Origin of the sequence: Paraburkholderia lebeckiae, assembly GCF_014201005.1 — a bacterium.
Lineage (GTDB): Bacteria > Pseudomonadota > Gammaproteobacteria > Burkholderiales > Burkholderiaceae > Paraburkholderia > Paraburkholderia tuberum.
On the sequence record NZ_JACHDK010000038.1, the window covers coordinates 1 to 19,860 of the forward strand.

Genomic DNA, 19,860 nt, shown 5'->3' on the forward strand with positions numbered 1-19,860 from the left:
CCATTCTTCGTCCGACACATCCGTTGGGTATGGCCTGCGTTTTTTCATCCTGCCAGGATACCAGGTCCGACAAAAAGTGCCTAACACCCTCTAGTTTTTCGGTGCATCCGCCGTGGCTTTCGGCACACGCCCCATCAGATAGAACTCGTCGTTCGGACGCATCGAGATCACGTTGGCCATCCGGTTCGACAGCCCGAAAAACGCGGTGATTGCCGCGATGTCCCAGATGTCTTCATCGGTGAAGCCGTGGCCGCGCAGTGTCTGGAAGTCTTCTTCGTCGACCGTGCCCGACGCGCGGCACACCTTCAGCGCGAAATCGAGCATCGCCTTCTGGCGGTCGGTGATGTCGGCCTTGCGGTGATTGACCGCGACCTGATCGGCGAGCAGCGGCGCTTTTTCGTAGATGCGCAGAATCGCGCCGTGGGCGACCACGCAGTAAAGACAATCGTTGACCGCGCTCGTCGCGACCACGATCATCTCCCGCTCGCCTTTCGTTAGACCGCCCTCCTTCAGCATCAACGCATCGTGATAAGCGAAGAACGCGCGGAATTCGTCGGGCCGATGCGCGAGCGTCAGAAACACGTTCGGCACGAAACCCGCTTTCTCCTGCACTTCGAGAATGCGGGCACTGATGTCTTCGGGCCACTCGCTCGGCTCGGGGACCGGGTAGCGGCTGATGGGCTGAAGCGTGGCCATGCGCTGTCTCCGTGATCTCTGTCGGGGTATGCCGACCATTGTAGCAACGCGATTTCGCGGTCGCACGCGCTTCACCAGGTCCGCTCGAACACTTCCGACATTGCCGCCCGTATCGTCTAGACTTTCAGTTCGGCATGCGTGAAGCCGCCCGGCACGGCGGCGACGAAAGGAGCGACCATGTCAAACGTTACGCACGACGCGCGGGCCCCTGTGGTCAAGGTGCGGCCCGAACGGGAAATGGCGACGATGCAGCGGCTGCCCTATTTCGTCGGCATTTCGGCGGGCACCGCGGGCACCACCGGCCTGTCGATGTACATGGTCGTGGTCCCGCCTGGCGGCCATGCGGAGCCGCACTTTCACGCCGACTACGAGACCGCGATCTATATGCTCGAAGGCAAGATCGAGACGCGCTACGGCCCGGGCTTGCGCGAGTCGGTCATTACCGAGCCCGGCGACTTCCTGTTCATTCCGCCGGGCGTGCCGCATCAGCCGTTCAATCTCGACGCGAACGCCGCGGCGCGGGCGATCGTCGCGCGCAATCACGCGGACGAGCATGAGCGCGTGGTGCCCTATGATCCGTCCGAGGATGCGTGAGGCAACGGGCCTCTTGCCGGACCGCTTCGCCTGAAGCGAGGCAAATCATGCTTCTCAAACCGGTTTGATCCACTTGCCGCGCGGCGCATGCAGGCCGCGCCGCGTCGTGCGCCGCGCCCATTCGTCGGTCGCGCGCGATTTCGTCGGCGTTCTTTCACGACGCCGACTCGCCACCTGTGCTTAAATCCGTCTTTCGCGTCGACGCGCGCGCGTGCCCCCGCACGGCCGTTCGCGTCGCTCGTGGCATGTATCGGCCTCGGCGCGGACGATTCTTTTTTCTTTTATTGGCTTATCAGGAGCGCGGTTGTGTGGCATTTCCCGGTCGCTATTCCACCGTCTGCCGGCGTGTGGGCCGTCTTCGCGAGCGTGCTCGTCACGCAGCTCGGCATGCCGATTCCGGCCGCGCCGACGCTGATTCTCGCTGGAACGATGGCCGCGGTGGGAGAAGCCTCGTACGCCAACATGATCTGCGCGGCGGTCGGTGCGACGCTGATCGCCGACTCGCTGTGGTTTTTCACCGGACGCGCGTACGGCCGCCGTCTGCTCAATTACCTCGTGCGCTTCTCTCTGTCGCTGGACACCACGGTACGCGTCGCGCGCAATACCTATGAGCGCTATGGCGCACCGATCCTAACCGTCGCGAAGTTCCTGCCCGGTCTCGGCCTGATTTCCGCGCCGCTGCTCGGCACGACCGCTATCGGCGTCGGCGTGTTTCTGTGGTGGGACATGGTCGGTGCCACGCTATGGGCCAGCGTCTGGGTGATCGGCGGCGGCGCCCTGCACCACCAGATCGTGCAAATGCTGCTGCTCGTGCGACACAACGGCGGCACGATCTTCGATACGTTCGCGGTGATTTTCGCGGCGGTTCTGGTGTATCGCTGGCTGCGCCGCTTGCAGTTTCGTCGCTGGCTCGCGCATACGCGCATTACGCCCGATCAGCTCGACGCGATGATGAAGTCGAACGAACCGCCGCTGATTCTCGACGCGCGCCCGAGCACCGTGCGCGAAAAGGAATCGCACCGCATTGCCGGCGCCCGGCCGCTCGATCTCGAGTCGCCCGATCCGATTCATCCGGAATACCTGGAGCGGCCGATCGTCGTCTATTGCGTGTGTCCCAACGAAGCGACCGCTAAGCGCATCGTCAGGCAATTGCATCGGAAGAACATTCATCATGTGCGCGCGCTGAAGGGCGGTCTCGATGCGTGGGAAAAGCGCGGCTATGCGGTCGAGCCGCTGCCGCCCGACTTCAATACGGCGATGGCGCACATGCTCGAAGACAAGGGCAACGAAGGCGAATACACGGTGCGCGCACGTCTCGCGGAGTGAATGAGCAGTAGACGAAACACGCGGCATCACGCTCGATGCCGCTTTGCCAAAATCCAAAAATAAATTGACGGCATTTTTAGCTCGTATATCCTTGCTATTGGGAGATCGCGTGGGCGGCGCGGCGAATTGAGCTACTACCGTCTAGTACCATTTCTTCTCGATCAACCCGTGTCCTGTTTCTTCAATATCCGCTGTGGATTCGAAACAGGCCGTTCAATACCCTCAACTACGCCAGTCGAGTGTCATCGTGAGAGTCCGAGGCCCTTTGGTGAATTGGAATCGCAGTCAGGCGCGTTGTACTTGCGCTGACGGCGCCAGCGCCGACGGCAGCAACGGCAGCCTTGCGTTTCGCCGCTTTCTGTCCGTCATCACAGTCCTGTCGCGTCGCTCCGTTCGACGCCGCAACGTCCTCTCCGCGCGCGCGTTCATCGCGGTGCGCACAGACGAAGTCGCTTCGCTGCTGCCGTAGCGCCTCTCCTCTTTCATCTCTTTTCGCTGTTCGATTCGTCCGTTTGCACGCGTTTTCGCGAGCTGGCTGCTTGCGTCCGCGCGGCACCGACCGATCACCGCGCATCGCGACGGATTCAATCGAACCGCTTCTAATCTGGTAAGCGCTGCGCGTTATTGCGCGGATTCGCTTTGGCGTCGACTCGCCGTCGCGTTTTCCCACCTCGCCGCGCGCGCTATTTGACGCCGTTCACGTGGTGTGCGGCGTGGGATCGACACGCCTATTCGTTATGCGAAACCAACCAATAGTAGGAATCACCGCCGATAGAACGATGCTCGGCGCTCATCCGTCGCACGTGGTCGGCGAAAAGTACATCGCCGCGATCGTCGAGGGCTCGCACGCGCTCGCGATGCTGGTGCCGGCTTTCGGTGGACGTCAGCGCATCGACGATGTGCTCGCCGCCGTCGACGGCTTGTTATTCACCGGCAGCTATTCGAACGTCGCGCCGCAGCGTTACGGCGGCGCTTCGACCGAGCCCGACACATTGCACGACCCCGCGCGCGACGCAACCGCGTTGCCGCTGATCCGCGCGGCGGTTGCGACGGGCATACCCGTTCTCGCCATCTGTCGCGGTTTGCAGGAAATGAACGTCGCGTTCGGCGGCACCTTGCATCAAAGCGTTCATGCGGTCGGCGGACTGAACGACGATCGCGAGAACAAGGACGGCTCGCTCGACGCGCAATACGCCGCATCGCATTCGATCGTACTGACCCGCGGCGGCATGCTGCAGCGCCTCGCGGGCTGCGCCCACGAAGCGCGGGTGAATTCATTGCACGGTCAGGCCATCGCGCGACTAGGCGTAGGCCTCGAGGTCCAAGCCCTCGCAGCGGACGGCCTGATCGAAGCAATCAGCGTCAGTAACGCCCGCGCGTTCGCGCTCGGCGTGCAATGGCATCCGGAATGGAAACATGCTGACGACGCGCTATCGACCGCGATATTTCGCGCCTTCGGCGACGCGTGTCGCCAGCGCATGAATACACGAAACCCTGCACACATGACCCAGGATGCGGACCAAAACAGAGAGAACAATCATGCTTGACATCGACGAATTTCTGAAAAAGCATCACGTCACCGAAATCGAAGCAATTATTCCGGACATGGCCGGCATCGCGCGCGGCAAGATCATTCCGCGCAGCAAGTTCGAATCGGGCGAATCGATGCGTCTGCCGCAGGCGGTGATGATTCAGACCGTCACCGGCGACTATCCGCAAAGCGATTCGCTGACCGGCGTCACCGATCCCGACATGGTGTGCGTACCCGACGCGAGCACGATCCGGATGATTCCGTGGGCAGTCGACCCGACCGCGCAGGTGATTCACGATTGCGTGCATTTCGACGGCACCCCGGTCGAAATCTCGCCGCGCTCCGTGTTGCGGCGCGTGCTCGATCTATATAAGGCGCGCGGCTGGAAACCGGTGATCGCGCCGGAGCTCGAGTTCTATCTGGTCGACATGAACCGCGATCCCGATCTGCCGTTGCAACCGCCGGTCGGACGTACGGGTCGCGCGGAAACCGGACGGCAGGCGTATTCGATCGAAGCGGTCAACGAATTCGACCCGTTGTTCGAAGACATCTACGAGTACTGCGACGTGCAGGAACTCGAAGTCGATACGCTGATACACGAAGTCGGCGCCGCGCAGATGGAAATCAACTTCATGCACGGCGATCCGCTCAAGCTCGCGGACAGTGTGTTTCTGTTCAAGCGCACCGTGCGCGAAGCGGCGTTGCGTCACAAGATGTACGCGACTTTCATGGCGAAGCCGATGGAAGGTGAACCGGGCTCGGCGATGCACATGCATCAAAGCCTCGTCGATATGGAAACCGGCCGCAACCTGTTCACCTCCGCCGACGGCGAGCCGACCTCGCTGTTCACCGGCTATATCGCCGGCTTGCAGAAATACACCCCGGCGCTGATGCCAATCTTCGCGCCGTACATCAATTCGTACCGGCGTCTGTCGCGTTTCATGGCCGCGCCGATCAATGTCGCGTGGGGTTATGACAATCGCACGGTCGGCTTCCGGGTTCCGCATTCCGCGCCGGTTGCGCGCCGCATCGAGAACCGGATTCCAGGTGTCGATTGCAATCCGTACCTGGCGATCGCCGCGACCTTGGCGGCGGGCTATCTCGGCATTACACAGCGGCTTGCCGCGACCGAACCGCTGGCGAGCGACGGCTATGCGTTGCCCTATCAATTACCGCGCAATCTCGAAGAAGGCTTGACCTTGATGAGCGCGTGCGAGCCGATTGCCGAAGTACTCGGCGAGCAGTTCGTCCGCGCGTATCTCGCGTTGAAAGAGACCGAATACGAAGCGTTTTTCCGCGTGATCAGTTCGTGGGAACGCCGGCACTTGCTGCTGCACGTTTGAGTGCTGCGGGCCAATCGGTCAATGAGAACCTTGAAAAGACGGAGGCAGTATGAGCTATAAGACTGAAGACGTGATGTGTGCGGAAAAGGAAACGCCGCAGCACGGCGACACGAAAGACGCGCCGACCTCGCAAGCCACATCGCGCAGCACCGCCGAATACCGCGCGCTCGATGCCGCGCATCACCTCCACCCATTCTCGGATATGGGCTCGCTCAATCGCGCGGGTTCTCGCGTGATCGTCAAGGCGCAAGGCGTGTACCTGTGGGACTCGGAGGGCAACAAGATCATCGACGGCATGGCGGGGCTCTGGTGCGTGAACGTCGGCTACGGCCGCCAGGAGCTGGCCGACGCAGCATTCCGGCAGATGCTGGAACTGCCGTACTACAACACGTTCTTCAAGACGACGCATCCGCCCGTGATTGAACTGTCTGCCCTGCTCGCCGAACTGACGCCCGCGCCATTCAATCACTTCTTCTACTGCAACAGCGGCTCGGAAGGCAACGACACCGTGCTGCGCATCGTCCATCAATACTGGGCGACGCAGCGACAGCCCGCGAGGAAGTTCGTCATCGCGCGCAAAAACGCTTATCACGGCTCGACGATCGCGGGCGGCACGCTCGGCGGCATGGCTTATATGCATGAGCAGATGCCATCGAAAGTCGAGAACATCGTACATATCGATCAGCCCTATTTCTTCGGCGAAGCGGCAAGCGATCAGACGGCGGAAGAATTCGCACTGGCTCGCGCGCGGCAGCTCGAAGCGAAGATTCTCGAACTCGGTGCGGACAATGTCGCCGCATTCATCGGTGAGCCTTTCCAGGGAGCGGGCGGCGTGATTTTTCCGGCTGAGACGTATTGGCCGGAAATCGAGCGCATTTGCCGCAAGTACGACGTGCTGCTCGTCGCGGACGAAGTGATCGGCGGCTTCGGCCGAACCGGCGAATGGTTCGCGCATCAGCACTTCGGCTTCGAGCCGGACCTGATCACGCTCGCGAAGGGACTGACGAGCGGTTACGTGCCGATGGGGGCTGTCGGTCTACATGATCGCGTCGCCCGCGCACTGATCGACAACGGTGACTTCAATCATGGCCTCACCTACTCTGGGCATCCAGTGGCGGCGGCCGTCGCGCTTGCGAATCTGAAACTGCTGCGCGACGAGAGGATCGTGGAGCGCGTCAAAGCGGATACGGGTCCGTACTTTCAGAAGAAGCTGCGTGAGACGTTCGCCGGTCATCCTATCGTTGGCGAGGTCAGCGGCGCGGGTCTCGTGGCGGGCGTGCAACTCGCCGAGGGGCCGCTCGAGCGCAAGCGCTTCGCGAATGGCGGCGACGTCGGTACGATGTGCCGCGACTTCTGCTTCAACGGCAATCTGATCATGCGCGCGAGCGGCGACCGGATGTTGCTGTCGCCGCCGCTCGTGGTCAGCCGGCCGGAAATCGACGAAATCGTCTCAAAGGCAAAAGCGGCGATCGATGCGACCGGGCGGCAGGTGGGCATCCGATAGCGCTGCGTGGTTCCGGTTCAGCTTCCCTCAGCCATCGAGTGCCCGCTCAGCCTTCAAATCGCCCAACCCTCCGGGACGCGCGGCAACCGGCCCGGAGATACATCGAACGCCGACGCGAGGACGTGCCCGTGCGCCGCAGCGGAATCAACCGTGTGGCGCCCTGATGGAGCCCCCGTGACCGCCGCCGGAACGCGCGGCGGTCCTACTTGACGTTGTACCGGTCGCGCGAGCGTTCCAGGTTATGGTCAGAAAGGCCACCAGCCCTTACCGCCGTTGCCTGCATCATGGTCCGGGTGCGACCCGTCATGATGCCCGTGCGTGTCGGCGTCCCGGTCGAAGTCGAAAAGATCGAACAGGTCGCCGATCGCGGGCGCATTGACCGGCACGTATGGGTTATCGCCGTACTGGACCGGGTTCGGCAAGTTGTCACGACTACGTCCGGTAATCGGTGGCAGCCCCCAGTTGCGTTCGATGAACTTGACCAACGACGCGTGATCCGCATAGCCGTGCGAAATGCGCCCGCCAGCGGAATACTTCGACACTGCGATCATGGGGATGCGCGAGCCGTCACCAAAGTAGTCGATGGGCTGCACATAGCCGGAATCGTAGTAGCCGCCGCCCTCATCGGTGGTGATGAGGATCGCCGTAGTGGCCCATAGCTTCGGATCGCTCTTCACCGCGTCGACCAGTTTTCTCACGAATGCCTCGTAAAGCCCAAACTTCGACGATGTCGGATGCCCATCGAGCAGTCCGCCAGGCTTCACGAACGACACAGCTGGCAGATTGCCCGCCTGGATATCCGCGTACAGGTCTGGCAAGTCCGCAAGATGTGTGTCCCTGACGTGCTTGTTCGTCATGATCGACGTCTCGTACAGGAACGGATTGCAGATGTTGCAGTAGACGCTTGTCGACGGATCCTTGATGAAGCTGTTCCAGCCCTCCCCGTAGTACTTCCACGGGATCTTGCGATCAAGCAGCGTGTCCCCGACGGTGCGCACGGGTGACGGGGGGATCGTGAACGGCGACTTCGTTCTGTCGAGCACCGTGCCGTCGCCGTTATATCCCGGGTTGTAATTGTTGAGCAGGTAATAGTGCTTCGGCGCGCAGTTCGGCGTGGGATCGTAGGGCAGCGATTCAAGGTATTGGCGGATCGCGCCGACGCCAGGCTGGCCCGGGTCCGAACAGTTGCTATAGCTGCCCCCCGAGTAACCGTCCTGGGTGTACCAGTTGTTGGTACCGGCCAACGGATCAACGTTCTCGATCTGATCCGACGGCGGCGTTGCCGCATTGCCGTTGCCGTCGGTGTAGTAGTACGCATCAGCCGCACCGATCATGATGCTGTTCGCCCCGGTTCCGCCCATCACCGGTTGGTGATAGTTATCGCTCATCGCGTATTGCTGGGCCAGTTTCGTGAAGTACGGCATGTCGCCGTTGTTCACGTTGTAGAAGCCAAGCGCATTCGAGCCTTCGCCGGTGGTCTGATCGGTAAAAGGCGTCGGTTGCGGCTTGCCGTTGCTGCCCGCGCCGATGGTGGTTTCCACCCATGCGAACAGATCGCCGAGGCACCCGCTCGGATTCTCGCGGCTCGCATGTGCGACGGCACAATCCGCTTGTTGCCACGCCTGATAGAAGCGGTGCACCGGACCGCCCATGTACGCATCGTAGAGTGGCGGCTGCAATAGATATGGACCGCTCGGCAACGAGTTGTAGTTGGCCACCCGCGAATCCTTTACATCCTTCGGCAGTCCGGTCGCGCCGCTCAGCAACTGATCGATGTCGGACGCCTCGAGTGCCGTGCCTTCGGCCTGGACAGCCGCATCGTGAGTCGCGAAAGGTGGCGGACTTGCGTCGCTAGCCGCCGTCGGCGCACCGCCGGTATTGGGGGCCGGCAGCGGCATGTACGGGGTTTTGTTCGGCGGGGCTAACGCAAATTTTGCCGGTCCAACCAATTGCGCTTCGTATTGCTGCGCCTGGTTGAAGTTCGGGCCCGGCGAACCATCCGCATTGACGATGCCCCGCGACAGCAGATTCCACACTGATTGGCCTTGCGGGGGTTGGTAGGTGCCGAACACGTGGTCGAACGTTCGGTTTTCGCCGACAACGATGATCACATGCTTGATTGGCGTTAGGGTCTGGGCCGCATGATCGTCCCTTGCCGCAGACACCCCTGTGGGCATCGTAGCGAATACGAGCGCGGCCGCTCCCGCAACTGCTGACATCGAAAGTCGTAGGTACAGCTTATTGCATCGTTGTGACAGGTGGAATGTCGCCATTTGCCGTCTCCTTACCGTTGGTTACAACGGTAAGACCTTAGGGTTCCTGCATGAACATGGAGAGTCGATCGCATTACAGTTGGCTGTCGTCGGGCTGCCTGAACGCATTGCGTCCACGATAGGGCGATTGATTACTGACAAGTGTCCGAAACGGCCGAACCATGACTATGAATGGCCGGTTATCTACTTCGGCGGCATGACATTTGCGCAGTGTTCCGGAAAGGACAGCGGCGGCGTGTCGATTGGCAATAGGCATGGCCGTCGCACGCCGACGTCATATGCCTGCAACTGGCCAAACGCGCTGGGGCGTGGAACGCTCGCGAGCTATACGGTGCTTCGGTTGGCAGTAAAAAAGCAGCAAGGAGACCGCTTGTGAACGAACTAGCGTCCTTCCGGCGTGACTCGCAGTCACTGCGATCCTCACCTGGATCGGCACACTTTTCGCAGATCAGCCGTTGCAGTGAGACTCGCCATCATCCATTGCAGTCGCAGCTCTGCGGCATGCACAGCGCGGCGAAGCGCATCGCGGGACTCGTTTCGGTGGGCGGGAATACGCACCATTCACCATTGTCATGGCGGAAGAAAAACATCGACAGCATGCCGGTCGGGCGCCGCGTCTGCACCAGTGCATAGCGCCGCCGGTTCGCCGGCGTGTGCCCGAAGCGCATGACGCGGACGGGGTTCGCCAGTCCCAGGCCAAGCCACTTGTCGACCAGCGAGTGCAGGGAATTATCGGCGGCGCGCATGACTGCTCTCCTTCGGCTGCAATGGATATACCGTGCCTTGACCCGGTGGCAGCGAACGCTCCTGATGGTGCGGGAGCGCTTGCACGGCAAATCCGAACTGCTGACCACGATCCAACAATAGCGACGCCGGATAAACACAATCTGAAATCTGCATTAAAAAATTTAAAGAATTCTTAGGGTTGCCTTTAATGCGCAGCCGTACTGTGCCTCCAACCTATCCGAGCGAGCCGTTCCAGGTGCTCGCGAGACCGTCGCGCATCGCATTGCTTTTTGCAGCGAGACGCCCAGCCCCTGGCTCCCGCCCGAGGAGCGGCAGGCGGTGCTGCGGCGGTTCTATCGCGCGGAGACGAGCAGGCATACAGCCGGCAGCAGCCTTGGGCTCAGCCTCGCCGCCGCCGTCGCGACGATGCACGGGATGGCGCTACGCTTGAACGACGTCGCGACCGGCTGCAGCATCGCGCTGTATGCGCCGCGCGGGCGGAACGCAGCCGCACGGCCCCGCGCGAATAAAACGCTTCTGCTCAGTGCAGCGTACGCAGCGCTTCATCGACGAACGCGTTGGTGTAGGTCCGATCGACCTTCACCGACCCGTAAGCCGGATTCGCCGCGGCGAGCACCTGCCACTCCTTCGTCGCGCCGTCGTCCGGCATGCGTCCGTCGTTCGCGAACATCGGGATCTCCTCCTTCAACACCTTTAGATAAGCCACGCGGTCCTTGCCGCTGATCTCCGGCGGAATGACAGCCAGCAGCTGCTCGGGGGAATGGGAATTGATGTACTGCAGCGTGCGCACGAACGCGCCGGCCAGGTGCCGCGCAATCTCCGGATGCGCCCGAACGCGTGCGCCCGACATGTAGACCGTGCTCGACGGAAACAGCGTGCCCAGACTCCGGCGCGTGCCGTCGACCGACGTCAGGTCCGCGAACACCGTGGCCACGCCTTTCGACTCGTAGAGATCCCCGTCGGGCGTCGGCGCTACGACGAAATCGGCGCTTCCGTCACGCAGCGCGTCGATGTTCTTCTCCTTGCCGTCCGTCCCGAGCCGCGCGTAATCGCCGATGCCGTGACCGCCCGCCAGCATGAGCGCGTTCGCGACCGTGCTCTTCGACGACCCGGCGCCGCCCGCAATGAAACGCGCGCCTTTGAGGTCAGTCACGCTCTGGTATTTCTCCCTTGCCTGGTTCGCGACGAGCACCTTCGCGCCCGGCGTCACGCCGAGCGTGACAACGGCCTGCGTATCGATGCCGTGCGCCTGGTTAACCACGTTGTGATGGTAGTAGGCGACCACCGCGTCGACCCGTCCGTCATTCAGCATGTCGGCCGTCGATACGTCGTCGCGGATGTTCATGACAGTCACGGCCATCTTGCCGTCGTTCAGATAGCCGAGACGCTCCGCCAGCACCACAGGGAAATTGCGGATGGCCTTAATCTCGTCGACGAGCAGGACGATGCGTTGCGGCGCCGCACCGGCAGCGGCCGTGGCCGGTTCGGCGGCGCTTGCCTGCCCACCGACCAGGCAAGCGGCAACGAGCGTAAGTGCGATTTTTTTCATCGGATCTTCCTTGCGAGCAGAGAGCTCATTGACTTACGGCGATGGGATCGGCGATCACCACCTGTTCTTCGGTGCGCACGTTCTTCTTGCTGTCGCTGATCGCTTTCCATTCAGGGTTGTGCGCCAGGCGCTCGCGGACTTTGTCCACCACCGCCTCGCGCGCGCTGAGGGCCGCCTCGTCCCTGTACTGCAGGAGTACCATCGCGGTCCACTGGCGGCCGGCCGGAAACTGGCTCGTATATAGCGAATAGCTCGACAGGACGCCCTCGTCCATCCATCCCTTGAATTGCGGAATCACATAGGCGTCCGCGTACTTCTCGTAGTCGCCGGCTGAGACCAGTGTCTTGTACGGGATGACCACGTAGACCGGATTCGCCGCCTTCGCGTCGAGCGCCTCCGCGCGTTTGGTATCAACCGGCGTCGTATGGATTGAAGTCGTCACCGCGAGCGCCTTCCCGGACAGCGCCGCGGGCTGCGCCTGCTCGAGCGTACGCCAGCGGTACAGGTCGTCGGGCGTCGCGAACGTCAGCAAGGCCATTGCGTCCCAGTTGTCCGAATCGGCATAGCGATTGAACAGCAGGCTGTATTGCCTGATTCGCCCGTCGTGCTTCCAGCGCGCGAGCTCGCGCGCGGTCGACTGCGCCAGCTCGTGGCGCAACGCGGGCCGGTTCGCGGGCAAGGTCTGGTAGGTGATGATCAGCGACAGCGCGTCGTTATCCGACGGCTCTGTCGCCCGCGCCGCGTTGGGGGGCAGCATGCCCGCCAGTACGACCGCGATGGCGAAGACACGGCCGATGGCCCGAATGGAGAGAAGATTCATGATGATTCGATGAAGGTTGGGCATGGAAAGGGCTCCACGTTTTTTCAGAAATCGATCTTGGCCACCATCCGCACGCTGCGGTCCATTCCTGTGCCAAGCGTGCCGGTCTGCACCGAGTTCCAATAACGCTTGTTGAACAGGTTGTCGACGGCCACCCTGATGTCGACATGCTTGCCGGCGATCCGGGTCGCGTAGCTGGCGCCGAGCGAGTAGATGGTGTAACCGGGGATGTAGCCCTGGTTCTGCGGGTTCACCGGGCGCTTCGTGATGAACGATGCACGCACCGTGAGCGACAGGCCGGGGAGCCAGAGCGGACGATGCGTCAGTGCGATGTTGCCGATCCACTTCGGCGTATTCTCCGGCGTACGGCCCTTGATCGTCATGTCGAATTCCGGGTTCTGGACCGCGTGCAGGTACTGGACGGCTTCGGACAGCGACCACTGGCGCGAGATTTCCTGCGTGAGCACGGCTTCCGCGCCCCGGTATTCGATCGTGCCGTCGTTGGCGAAAATCTGCGTAGCCGGATTGGTCACCGCGTTCGCGCGCGTGATGTCGAACACGGACGCGCTGAACTGCAACCACCTGAAGTAGTGATCGCGCACGCCGAACTCGTACTGCGTCGACACCGCGGGCGCAAGGACCTGGTAGGCGTTCTTCGCGTTTGCGGGGGCGACGCCGCCATCCTCGATGCCTTTCATGTAGCTGGCGAACAGCGTGGTGGTCGGCAGCACGTCGTAGAGAATCCCGAATGCCGGAGACCCGACCCAGGTCGCTGACGACACCACGCCGTCGTTCGACGACGACCGGCTCTCGCGGAAGCCGAGCAGCAACTTCCACTTCGACCCGACGCCGATCATGTCGTAGGTATAGAGGCCGGTATCCGCGTTGACCTGCTTTGGCAGCGACGTGTCGGGATGGGTCGGCACCGGAGTGGGCAACGGGATGGGATCGAAAATGTTGACCCGCACCGGCAACACGATCGTGTTTTGTCTGGGTGTCTCGGCGATACGCTCGCTGCGCGACACGCCGAACGTGATGTCGTGCGAGAGCGGACCCGTGGCGAATTGACCGAGCAGTTCTGCCCGCTTGTACTTGTTGAAGTAGAGCTGCGTCACCTCACTGACGGTCGGGATGCCGCCTGCCCCGGTGAACACGTTGTATCCGCCGATCCGGGTCGTCGAGCGCGAGCGATCCGAATCCGACTGACCGATTTCGACGAGCGCCTTCCAGCCGGGCGCAATGTCGTAGTCGACCCGCCCCTGGATGTTCGTCGTCTTCGCGGAGAAAACCGCCCACGGGCCCGACAGCAGATTCCTCGGATCGGGCACGCGCGGCAACGTGATGTGTCCGTTGACCGCAGTCGGCAGGCTGATGCTGCCCTGCTCGACGACGTCCTTCCGATAGGTCTCGACATCGAACTGGAAATGCAGGCGGTTGGTGACCTGCCAGTCGGCGCCAACGCTGCCGAACCAGCCGCGTCCATTCGCACCGTGCACACCATTTTCGAGGTGCGTATCGGATGCGTTCACGCGGAGGCCGACCTGCTTTTCGCTGCCGAATCGATGGCTAACGTCGGCAGCGACGCCGAACTGCCCGAACGAGTTGCCGAGCAGCGCCACCGAGGCGACGTCGTTGTCCATCGGCGCGCGCTTCGTCACCATGTTGAGGATGCCCGCGGGGCTTGCAACGCCGAACATCAGCGCGTTCGCGCCCTTCAGCGTCTCCACGCGCTGCTTGTCCTCCGCCGGCACCGACATCACGTTCGCGGTCGGCAGGCCGCCATTGAGCCGGTAGTTCGCGAACAGGTTGACCTTGATGCCGCGAATGCTGGCCGCGTCGGCAGGGCTGCCCGACGAGTTGGTCGGCGCGACACCGGCCTGGTTCCTGACCGCGTCGGTCACGCCTTCCGTCGCCGTCTGCAGCGCGCCAGCGCCCATCACCTCCTTGGTCATCGGCAGCGATTGCTTGTTGCCGAGCGCCTCCGCGTCGAGTCGCGCCGCAATCACCGACGTCGCCGGCACGAGCTGCCTCGGTTCGTACAACGCCGCGGCATCGCGGATCCGCCCTCGCAATTCATCCCGGATCTTCTCGGCCTTCTTCACGAGCACCTCCTGGTCGTCGCCGACGCGGTACGGCATCACCACGCCGAGCGCGCCGATCGTAGCGCCGCCGGCGTCCTGCAGCGGCAGTTCCACTTCGAGGCGATCTCCTTCGCGGCCGACCTCGACATGCGGCTTGCCGGTCTCGATGACACGCCGGTCGTCCGCATCGGCAGGCTTGCCGATGCGCCCGATGTTCGACGCGATGATCGGATAGTCGCCGTCCCCGCCCGGGCGCGCCACGTGCATCGCGAGCACCATCACGTCGCGGCGCTTGCGGATCACCTCGTCGACGAGCGTCTGCGCGTACGGATTGTCCGGAATGCCCGTGCTCGGGAGCACCGGATCGAAGAGTTCGTTCCCGTAGCGGATCTGCCGGCTCAGCTCGTCGCGGATGAGTGCGCCCGCCCGGATCAACGCCTCCTTGTCGAGCCCCGACCCCGTCGGGTACGGGAACGTCACTTCGACTGCGCCGATCACTTTGCGCGTGACGTCGAGCAGCGGCAGATGCACCTCGACGTTCTGGTCGGCTCGCTTGTTCACTTCCACGAACGGCGTACCGGTCCTGACCACGTCGAGATCGTCGGGGTCCGACTTCCTGCCGATCCGATTCGCGGACTTGGCTGCGACGATGACGCTTTCCGCTCCTCCGGGGGGGCGCATATGAAGATCCAGCTCGACGAGCTCCGGGTGCAGCGCGACCGTGCGGTCCACCAGCTGCTGCGCGTAGAGCTTCGCATGTCCGGGCTGCGGCGCGAGTGCATTCTCGCGCGCGCCGCCGTCGGCCTGCGCGTAAAGCGCCGGCGAAAACAACGCCATGACGGCCATTGCCACCATCGTTCTTCCAATCACCACGGTCTCCTCCAGCTTGATTGGATTATTGGTCTTCGATCCGGTCCGCCGCGGCGGGCATCGCGCCCGATGGCACGATGCCCGCGTTTGCCTCGCCGGTCAGATGTCCAGCACCAGCAGATCCCCTTTCGCGCGCGAACAGCAGGGTGTGAAATGTCCGTGCCGCTCCCGTTGCGCGGCGGTCAGCACGCAGTCGAGATGGTCGACTTCGCCGGCGATCACCCGCGTGATGCAGGTGCCGCAGACACCCTGCTCGCACGACGTCGGGATCCTGACGCCGTGTTCGGCCAGCGACGCGACAACGGACTTGTGCTCGGGAATCCGGTACACCTTGCCCGTGCTGACGAGCTGCACGTCGAACGCATGCGTCGCCGTGGGCTTCTGCGCAATCGACGCGAAGCGCTCGCAGTGCAGTTGACGCTCGGGCCAGCCGCGATTCCGTGCGGCGCACAGCACCGCATCGATGAACCCCGCGGGTCCGCATATGTACAGATGCGTGCGAGGCGACTGACTGTCGAGCACGCGCTCGATGTCGAAGCGTTGCTCCGCGCGTTCGTCGCTGAAGTGGAACCTGGCCCGGCCGGCGAACGGCGCCCGCACGAGCCGCTGCACGAACGCCGCGCGCGACTGCGAGCGTGCGCAATAGTGCAGCTCGAAATCGGCGTGGCGCCGCGCGAGCCGTTCCGCCATGCCGAGGATCGGCGTGATGCCGATCCCTCCCGCAAGCAGCAGCGAACGCGGCGCGGTCTCGTCCAGCGCGAAGTGATTGACCGGCACACCAATGTCGAGCAGATCGCCTTCGTCAACCCGCTCGTGCATGGCCGCCGATCCGCCGCGCGAATCCGCAACGCGCAGCACGGCGATCAGGTAGCGCCGCCGCTCGCGCGGATCGCCGCACAGCGAGTACTGGCGCACGAGACCGTCGCCAAGATGCACGTCGATATGCGCGCCGGCCGCGAACCGCGGCAGTTTGCGTCCCGCCGGATCCGTCAATTCGAACGCACACACACCGTCGGCCTCGACCGTTTTCTTCGCGACGCGCACGGTCAGGCGTGCGTCGCTCGCCACCGGACGCCACGTGCGCCGCAGGACGTTCCGGACGCCGGTGTAAGCGAGTACCGGAACGCACAGCGCGCCGAACAGCAGCAACAGTCGCCCGAATACACCGCCAATCGCGCCGGTGTGCCACGACAACGCCCAGAAATACAGCTTGTGCCCGACGCTGCTCCGCGAATACGGAACGAACCGCAGCACCTTGCCCGTGTATGCGTCGATGAACAACATCGTGCGTGCATTCGGATGCGGCGCCGCGCGATCGATCAGGTACATCTCTACCGGGTCACGCGATTTCTCGGGGATGTGCAGCAGCGCATCCTGCGGGTCGGGCGACAGTGCCTGTGCGGTGCGCCAGGAGCTTTCGAGCGTTTGCCGCCTTGCGCCGTTCGCGGGCACGGCCGATTTCGGCGGACTGGCGGGCTGCGGTGAACCGGTGATCGCATAGATGCCGTGCGCGTACCAGTCGAACGCCCACGGCAGCCCGGTCAGCACCGTCAGCAGCAGGATCGCGCTGGCATAGAGACCGATCGTCCGATGCAGCCGATACGTGAATGCCTGTCCACGCGCGCCGGGTCCGGTCGTGAACGCGACTCGCCAGCCGTGACCTGAGCGTGGCCACCAGAGCGCGATGCCGCCACCGATCATCAGCATGCCGAACAGGAGCGCGCTCGAGCCGGTAATCACGTTGCCGTGCTTCATGAAGCGGAACTGATGAATCTGCTCGAGCGTGCCGAGCAGGCCACCGTAGCGCGCGCGTTCGCCCAACACGTCTCCAGTGCAAGGATTGAGGTAGACGAACACCTGATCGGTGAAGCGCACCATCGCGGACGGCATGCGCGGCGCATGGTGCTTGCCGGCGACCAGCCGAATGTAGTCGAGCGTCGCCGACGGCCGGGATGCGGACGCATTCGCGGTCAATGTGTCAAGCGGTACGCGCGCCGCACAGGTCGGCACCGTCAGCAGATCGCGATTGAGCACCGGCTCGAGGCTGGGCCGGAAAGCGATGGATGCACCCGTGATCGCCATCAGGAGAATCACGACCCCGACGGTCAGGCCGCACCAGCGATGGATCTGCAAGACGAGCGGACGGAATGCGGGTTTCATGGGTTGCCTGGGCGACGACTGTTGATGTCCATCATCTTTGTCGGCGAACCTGAATGAAGTCTGAATTCAGCGCAAAGTCGGGGTAAGTCCCAACTCATTGCGCGTGACTTATCGCCCCACGACCCACATGCGCGCTTCCAACCTGAAACAGACGCGAACGCTTCCTGAATTTGCGTTCAGAAAAATCGGGAAAACCCCCGCAGGGCCATGCTTCGCTTGTCACGGACATCCGCTTGCGCTAGCCTGAAATTCCCTCGCGTTCGCGCTTTTATCATGAAGATCCTTATCGTCGAAGACCAGCGCAAGCTCGGCCTGTACCTCAAGCAGGCGTTAAGCGAACGCGCGTATACGGTGACGTGGGTTGAAAGTTGCGCCGAGGCGCGCGAAGCGCTATGCGAGTCGAGCTATGACGTCATCGTGCTCGATCTCGGCTTGCCCGACGGTGATGGTCTGGAGCTGCTTCGCGAATGGCGCGCGGCCGGATTCAATGAGCCGGTGTTGATCCTCAGCGCGCGCGACGCCGTCGAGGATCGCGTCAAGGGCCTCGATGTCGGCGCCGATGACTACCTGCCCAAGCCGTTCAGCCTGGAAGAACTGCTCGCGCGCATGCGCTCGCTGCTTCGCCGCCAATCGTCCGTCAAGGAAACCGTGCTTCAGCATGAGGGCATCAAGCTTGACCTGCTGAGCCACACCGTCCATCTGAACGGCAAGCCGATCGATCTCACCAGCCGCGAGTTCGCGTTACTGGAGGTCTTCCTGCAGAATCCCGGCCGCATCCTGACCCGGACGCTGATAGCGGAGAAGATCTGGGAATCCCATTACGACGTCGACACCAACCTGCTCGACGTTTACATGAGCCGGCTGCGCGGCAAGTTCGAGGCGCCGCTCGGCAAGCCGCTGTTCAAGACGGTGCGCGGCGTCGGTTACCAACTGCTATGAAATCCATCGGCGCGCGGCTCGCCATCTGCTACGTACTCGCTTCGACTGTCACGTTCGCGTCGCTGTTCCTTGCCGGAAGGTATTTCATCGAACATCACGCGATCCACGCGCTGGATCTGCTCAACCAATCGGAGTTCGAACAGATTCGCGCCGGCCAGACCGCGCTCGGCGCGAAGCCGACGGAGGCGGATCTGCGCCAGCGTGTGCAGGCGATGATGTCCGGCAACCTGGAACTGTTCTTTACGGAGATCTACGGGCCCGGTGGTACGGTGGTGTTTCGCTCACCGGAGCTTAACGGTCGCGATATTGCCCCGTCGCCTCGCCACCAGGCGTTCAATGCGAATATCGATGGGCTGGGCGAACTGCGCGCGGGCGAGTTCGCGCTCGGACCATACACGGTCGTGTTGGCAACGACGAAGGAGCACGTGCGCGTGGTGATGAGCGCGTACGAGCATACCTTTTACGTGCTCCTGATCGTCATGATCGCGGTCAGCAGCGTGATCGGCTACGGCTTTAGCCGAATGGCGCTACGGCCGCTGCGGCTGATCCAGGACACCGCCGACCGCATCCGCTCGGACAACCTGAGCGAGCGGATCCCGGTGTCCGGCGCGCGCGACGAGATTTCGGACTTGGGGCGCCTGCTCAACCAGATGTTCGACCGCCTCGAAGCATCGTTCGACCAGATCCGGCGGTTTACCGCGGAGGCCTCCCACGAGCTCAAGACCCCGCTGACGCTGGTGCGCCTGCAGGCAGAGAAGTTGGTCGTCGACGATCAGTTGACGCCGGCGCAGGAACACGCGGTGCAGATCCAGATCAAGGAACTGGCCCACCTCCAGCGCATCATCGAGGACCTGCTGTTCCTGTCGCGTGCCGACGCACACGCGATTTCGCTCGATCTGAGGCCGCAGGACCCGGAACTGTTCCTGCAGAACTTCGCGCAGGACGCCCACGTACTCGCCGAACACCGCGAGCAGCGCTTCTTCCTGACCCATCACGGCAGCGGACAGGCCGCAATCGAGTCGAAATGGATCCGCCAGGTGCTCCTGAACCTGCTCAGCAACGCACTGGCGGCCTCGCCTCCGGGAAGCCGCGTCACCTTGCGTTCCACGCTGGTGGACCAATGCTGGCAGGTCCGCGTGGAGGACGAGGGTCCCGGCGTAGCCGCCGAACAGCGCGAGCGCATCTTCGAACGCTTCGTGCGCATCCGTCGTCCGGGCGACGAAGACAAGGGCAGCGGCCTGGGCCTCGCCATCTGCCGCAGTATCGTCGAGCTGCACGGCGGCCACATCTTCGCGGAGGCCGGGCCGGACGGCCGCGGCTTGTCGATGGTCTTCGAGATTCCCGCCGTCACGCCGTCCGACACCGCCGGCAATATCCCCTTCAACGCGCCGCTCCATTCCACCGACGCCGCCTGAGCATACAGCGGG

General features: G+C 63.0%; 15 protein-coding genes. 8 read left to right on the forward strand and 7 right to left on the reverse strand.

Annotated elements, in window-relative coordinates; translation table 11 throughout:
• Positions 1-90: 90 nt before the first annotated feature.
• Complete coding sequence (locus HDG39_RS32940; protein ID WP_184012250.1) at positions 91-696, reverse strand: peroxidase-related enzyme; 606 nt, start codon at positions 694-696, stop codon at positions 91-93.
• A gap of 177 nt (positions 697-873) precedes the next feature.
• Between HDG39_RS32940 and HDG39_RS32945 the strand changes: the two genes are divergently transcribed.
• The 6 genes from HDG39_RS32945 to HDG39_RS32965 all read left to right on the forward strand — a co-directional run bounded on the left by HDG39_RS32945 (position 874) and on the right by HDG39_RS32965 (position 6,994).
• Complete coding sequence (locus HDG39_RS32945) at positions 874-1,290, forward strand: cupin domain-containing protein (RefSeq protein ID WP_184012252.1); 417 nt, start codon at positions 874-876, stop codon at positions 1,288-1,290.
• A 306-nt stretch (positions 1,291-1,596) separates the two neighbouring features.
• A complete protein-coding gene (locus HDG39_RS32950; protein WP_184012254.1) occupies positions 1,597-2,616 on the forward strand; it encodes a rhodanese-like domain-containing protein in 1,020 nt (339 codons plus the stop codon).
• A gap of 247 nt (positions 2,617-2,863) precedes the next feature.
• On the forward strand, positions 2,864-3,085 hold the full coding sequence (locus HDG39_RS35475) for a hypothetical protein (RefSeq protein WP_026226309.1): 222 nt from the start codon (positions 2,864-2,866) through the stop codon (positions 3,083-3,085).
• A 268-nt stretch (positions 3,086-3,353) separates the two neighbouring features.
• Positions 3,354-4,163, forward strand: a complete 810-nt coding sequence (locus HDG39_RS32955; protein ID WP_184012256.1) for a gamma-glutamyl-gamma-aminobutyrate hydrolase family protein — start codon at positions 3,354-3,356, stop codon at positions 4,161-4,163.
• Complete coding sequence (locus HDG39_RS32960) at positions 4,156-5,490, forward strand: glutamine synthetase family protein (protein WP_184012258.1); 1,335 nt, start codon at positions 4,156-4,158, stop codon at positions 5,488-5,490. The genes HDG39_RS32955 and HDG39_RS32960 overlap by 8 nt, the downstream gene beginning before the upstream one ends.
• Positions 5,491-5,539: 49 nt before the next feature.
• Positions 5,540-6,994 carry an aspartate aminotransferase family protein gene (locus HDG39_RS32965; protein WP_184012260.1) on the forward strand — a complete coding sequence of 485 codons (1,455 nt, stop codon included), beginning with the start codon at positions 5,540-5,542 and terminating at the stop codon, positions 6,992-6,994.
• A gap of 245 nt (positions 6,995-7,239) precedes the next feature.
• Here HDG39_RS32965 and HDG39_RS32970 read toward each other — a convergent pair whose 3' ends face one another.
• The 6 genes from HDG39_RS32970 to HDG39_RS35755 form a co-directional block, all read right to left on the reverse strand.
• On the reverse strand, positions 7,240-9,105 hold the full coding sequence (locus tag HDG39_RS32970; protein WP_184012262.1) for an alkaline phosphatase family protein: 1,866 nt from the start codon (positions 9,103-9,105) through the stop codon (positions 7,240-7,242).
• Between the two features lie 635 nt (positions 9,106-9,740).
• Positions 9,741-10,013 carry a hypothetical protein gene (locus HDG39_RS32975; RefSeq protein ID WP_184012263.1) on the reverse strand — a complete coding sequence of 91 codons (273 nt, stop codon included), beginning with the start codon at positions 10,011-10,013 and terminating at the stop codon, positions 9,741-9,743.
• A gap of 521 nt (positions 10,014-10,534) precedes the next feature.
• Complete coding sequence (locus tag HDG39_RS32980; protein ID WP_184012265.1) at positions 10,535-11,563, reverse strand: ABC transporter substrate-binding protein; 1,029 nt, start codon at positions 11,561-11,563, stop codon at positions 10,535-10,537.
• 25 nt (positions 11,564-11,588) lie between these two features.
• Positions 11,589-12,506 carry a hypothetical protein gene (locus HDG39_RS32985; protein WP_260328438.1) on the reverse strand — a complete coding sequence of 306 codons (918 nt, stop codon included), beginning with the start codon at positions 12,504-12,506 and terminating at the stop codon, positions 11,589-11,591.
• Positions 12,428-15,337, reverse strand: coding sequence for a TonB-dependent siderophore receptor (locus HDG39_RS32990; RefSeq protein ID WP_311667958.1), 2,910 nt, complete (start codon positions 15,335-15,337; stop codon positions 12,428-12,430). Before HDG39_RS32990 ends, HDG39_RS32985 begins: the two co-directional genes overlap by 79 nt.
• Before the next feature lie 96 nt (positions 15,338-15,433).
• On the reverse strand, positions 15,434-17,494 hold the full coding sequence (locus HDG39_RS35755; protein WP_184012269.1) for a PepSY domain-containing protein: 2,061 nt from the start codon (positions 17,492-17,494) through the stop codon (positions 15,434-15,436).
• A gap of 273 nt (positions 17,495-17,767) precedes the next feature.
• Between HDG39_RS35755 and HDG39_RS33000 the strand changes: the two genes are divergently transcribed.
• Both HDG39_RS33000 and HDG39_RS33005 read left to right on the forward strand, forming a co-directional pair.
• Entirely contained in the window at positions 17,768-18,433 is a 666-nt protein-coding gene (locus tag HDG39_RS33000) for a response regulator transcription factor (protein ID WP_018423281.1), read from the forward strand.
• Positions 18,430-19,848, forward strand: a complete 1,419-nt coding sequence (locus tag HDG39_RS33005; protein ID WP_184012271.1) for an ATP-binding protein — start codon at positions 18,430-18,432, stop codon at positions 19,846-19,848. The genes HDG39_RS33000 and HDG39_RS33005 overlap by 4 nt, the downstream gene beginning before the upstream one ends.
• Positions 19,849-19,860 lie beyond the last annotated feature (12 nt).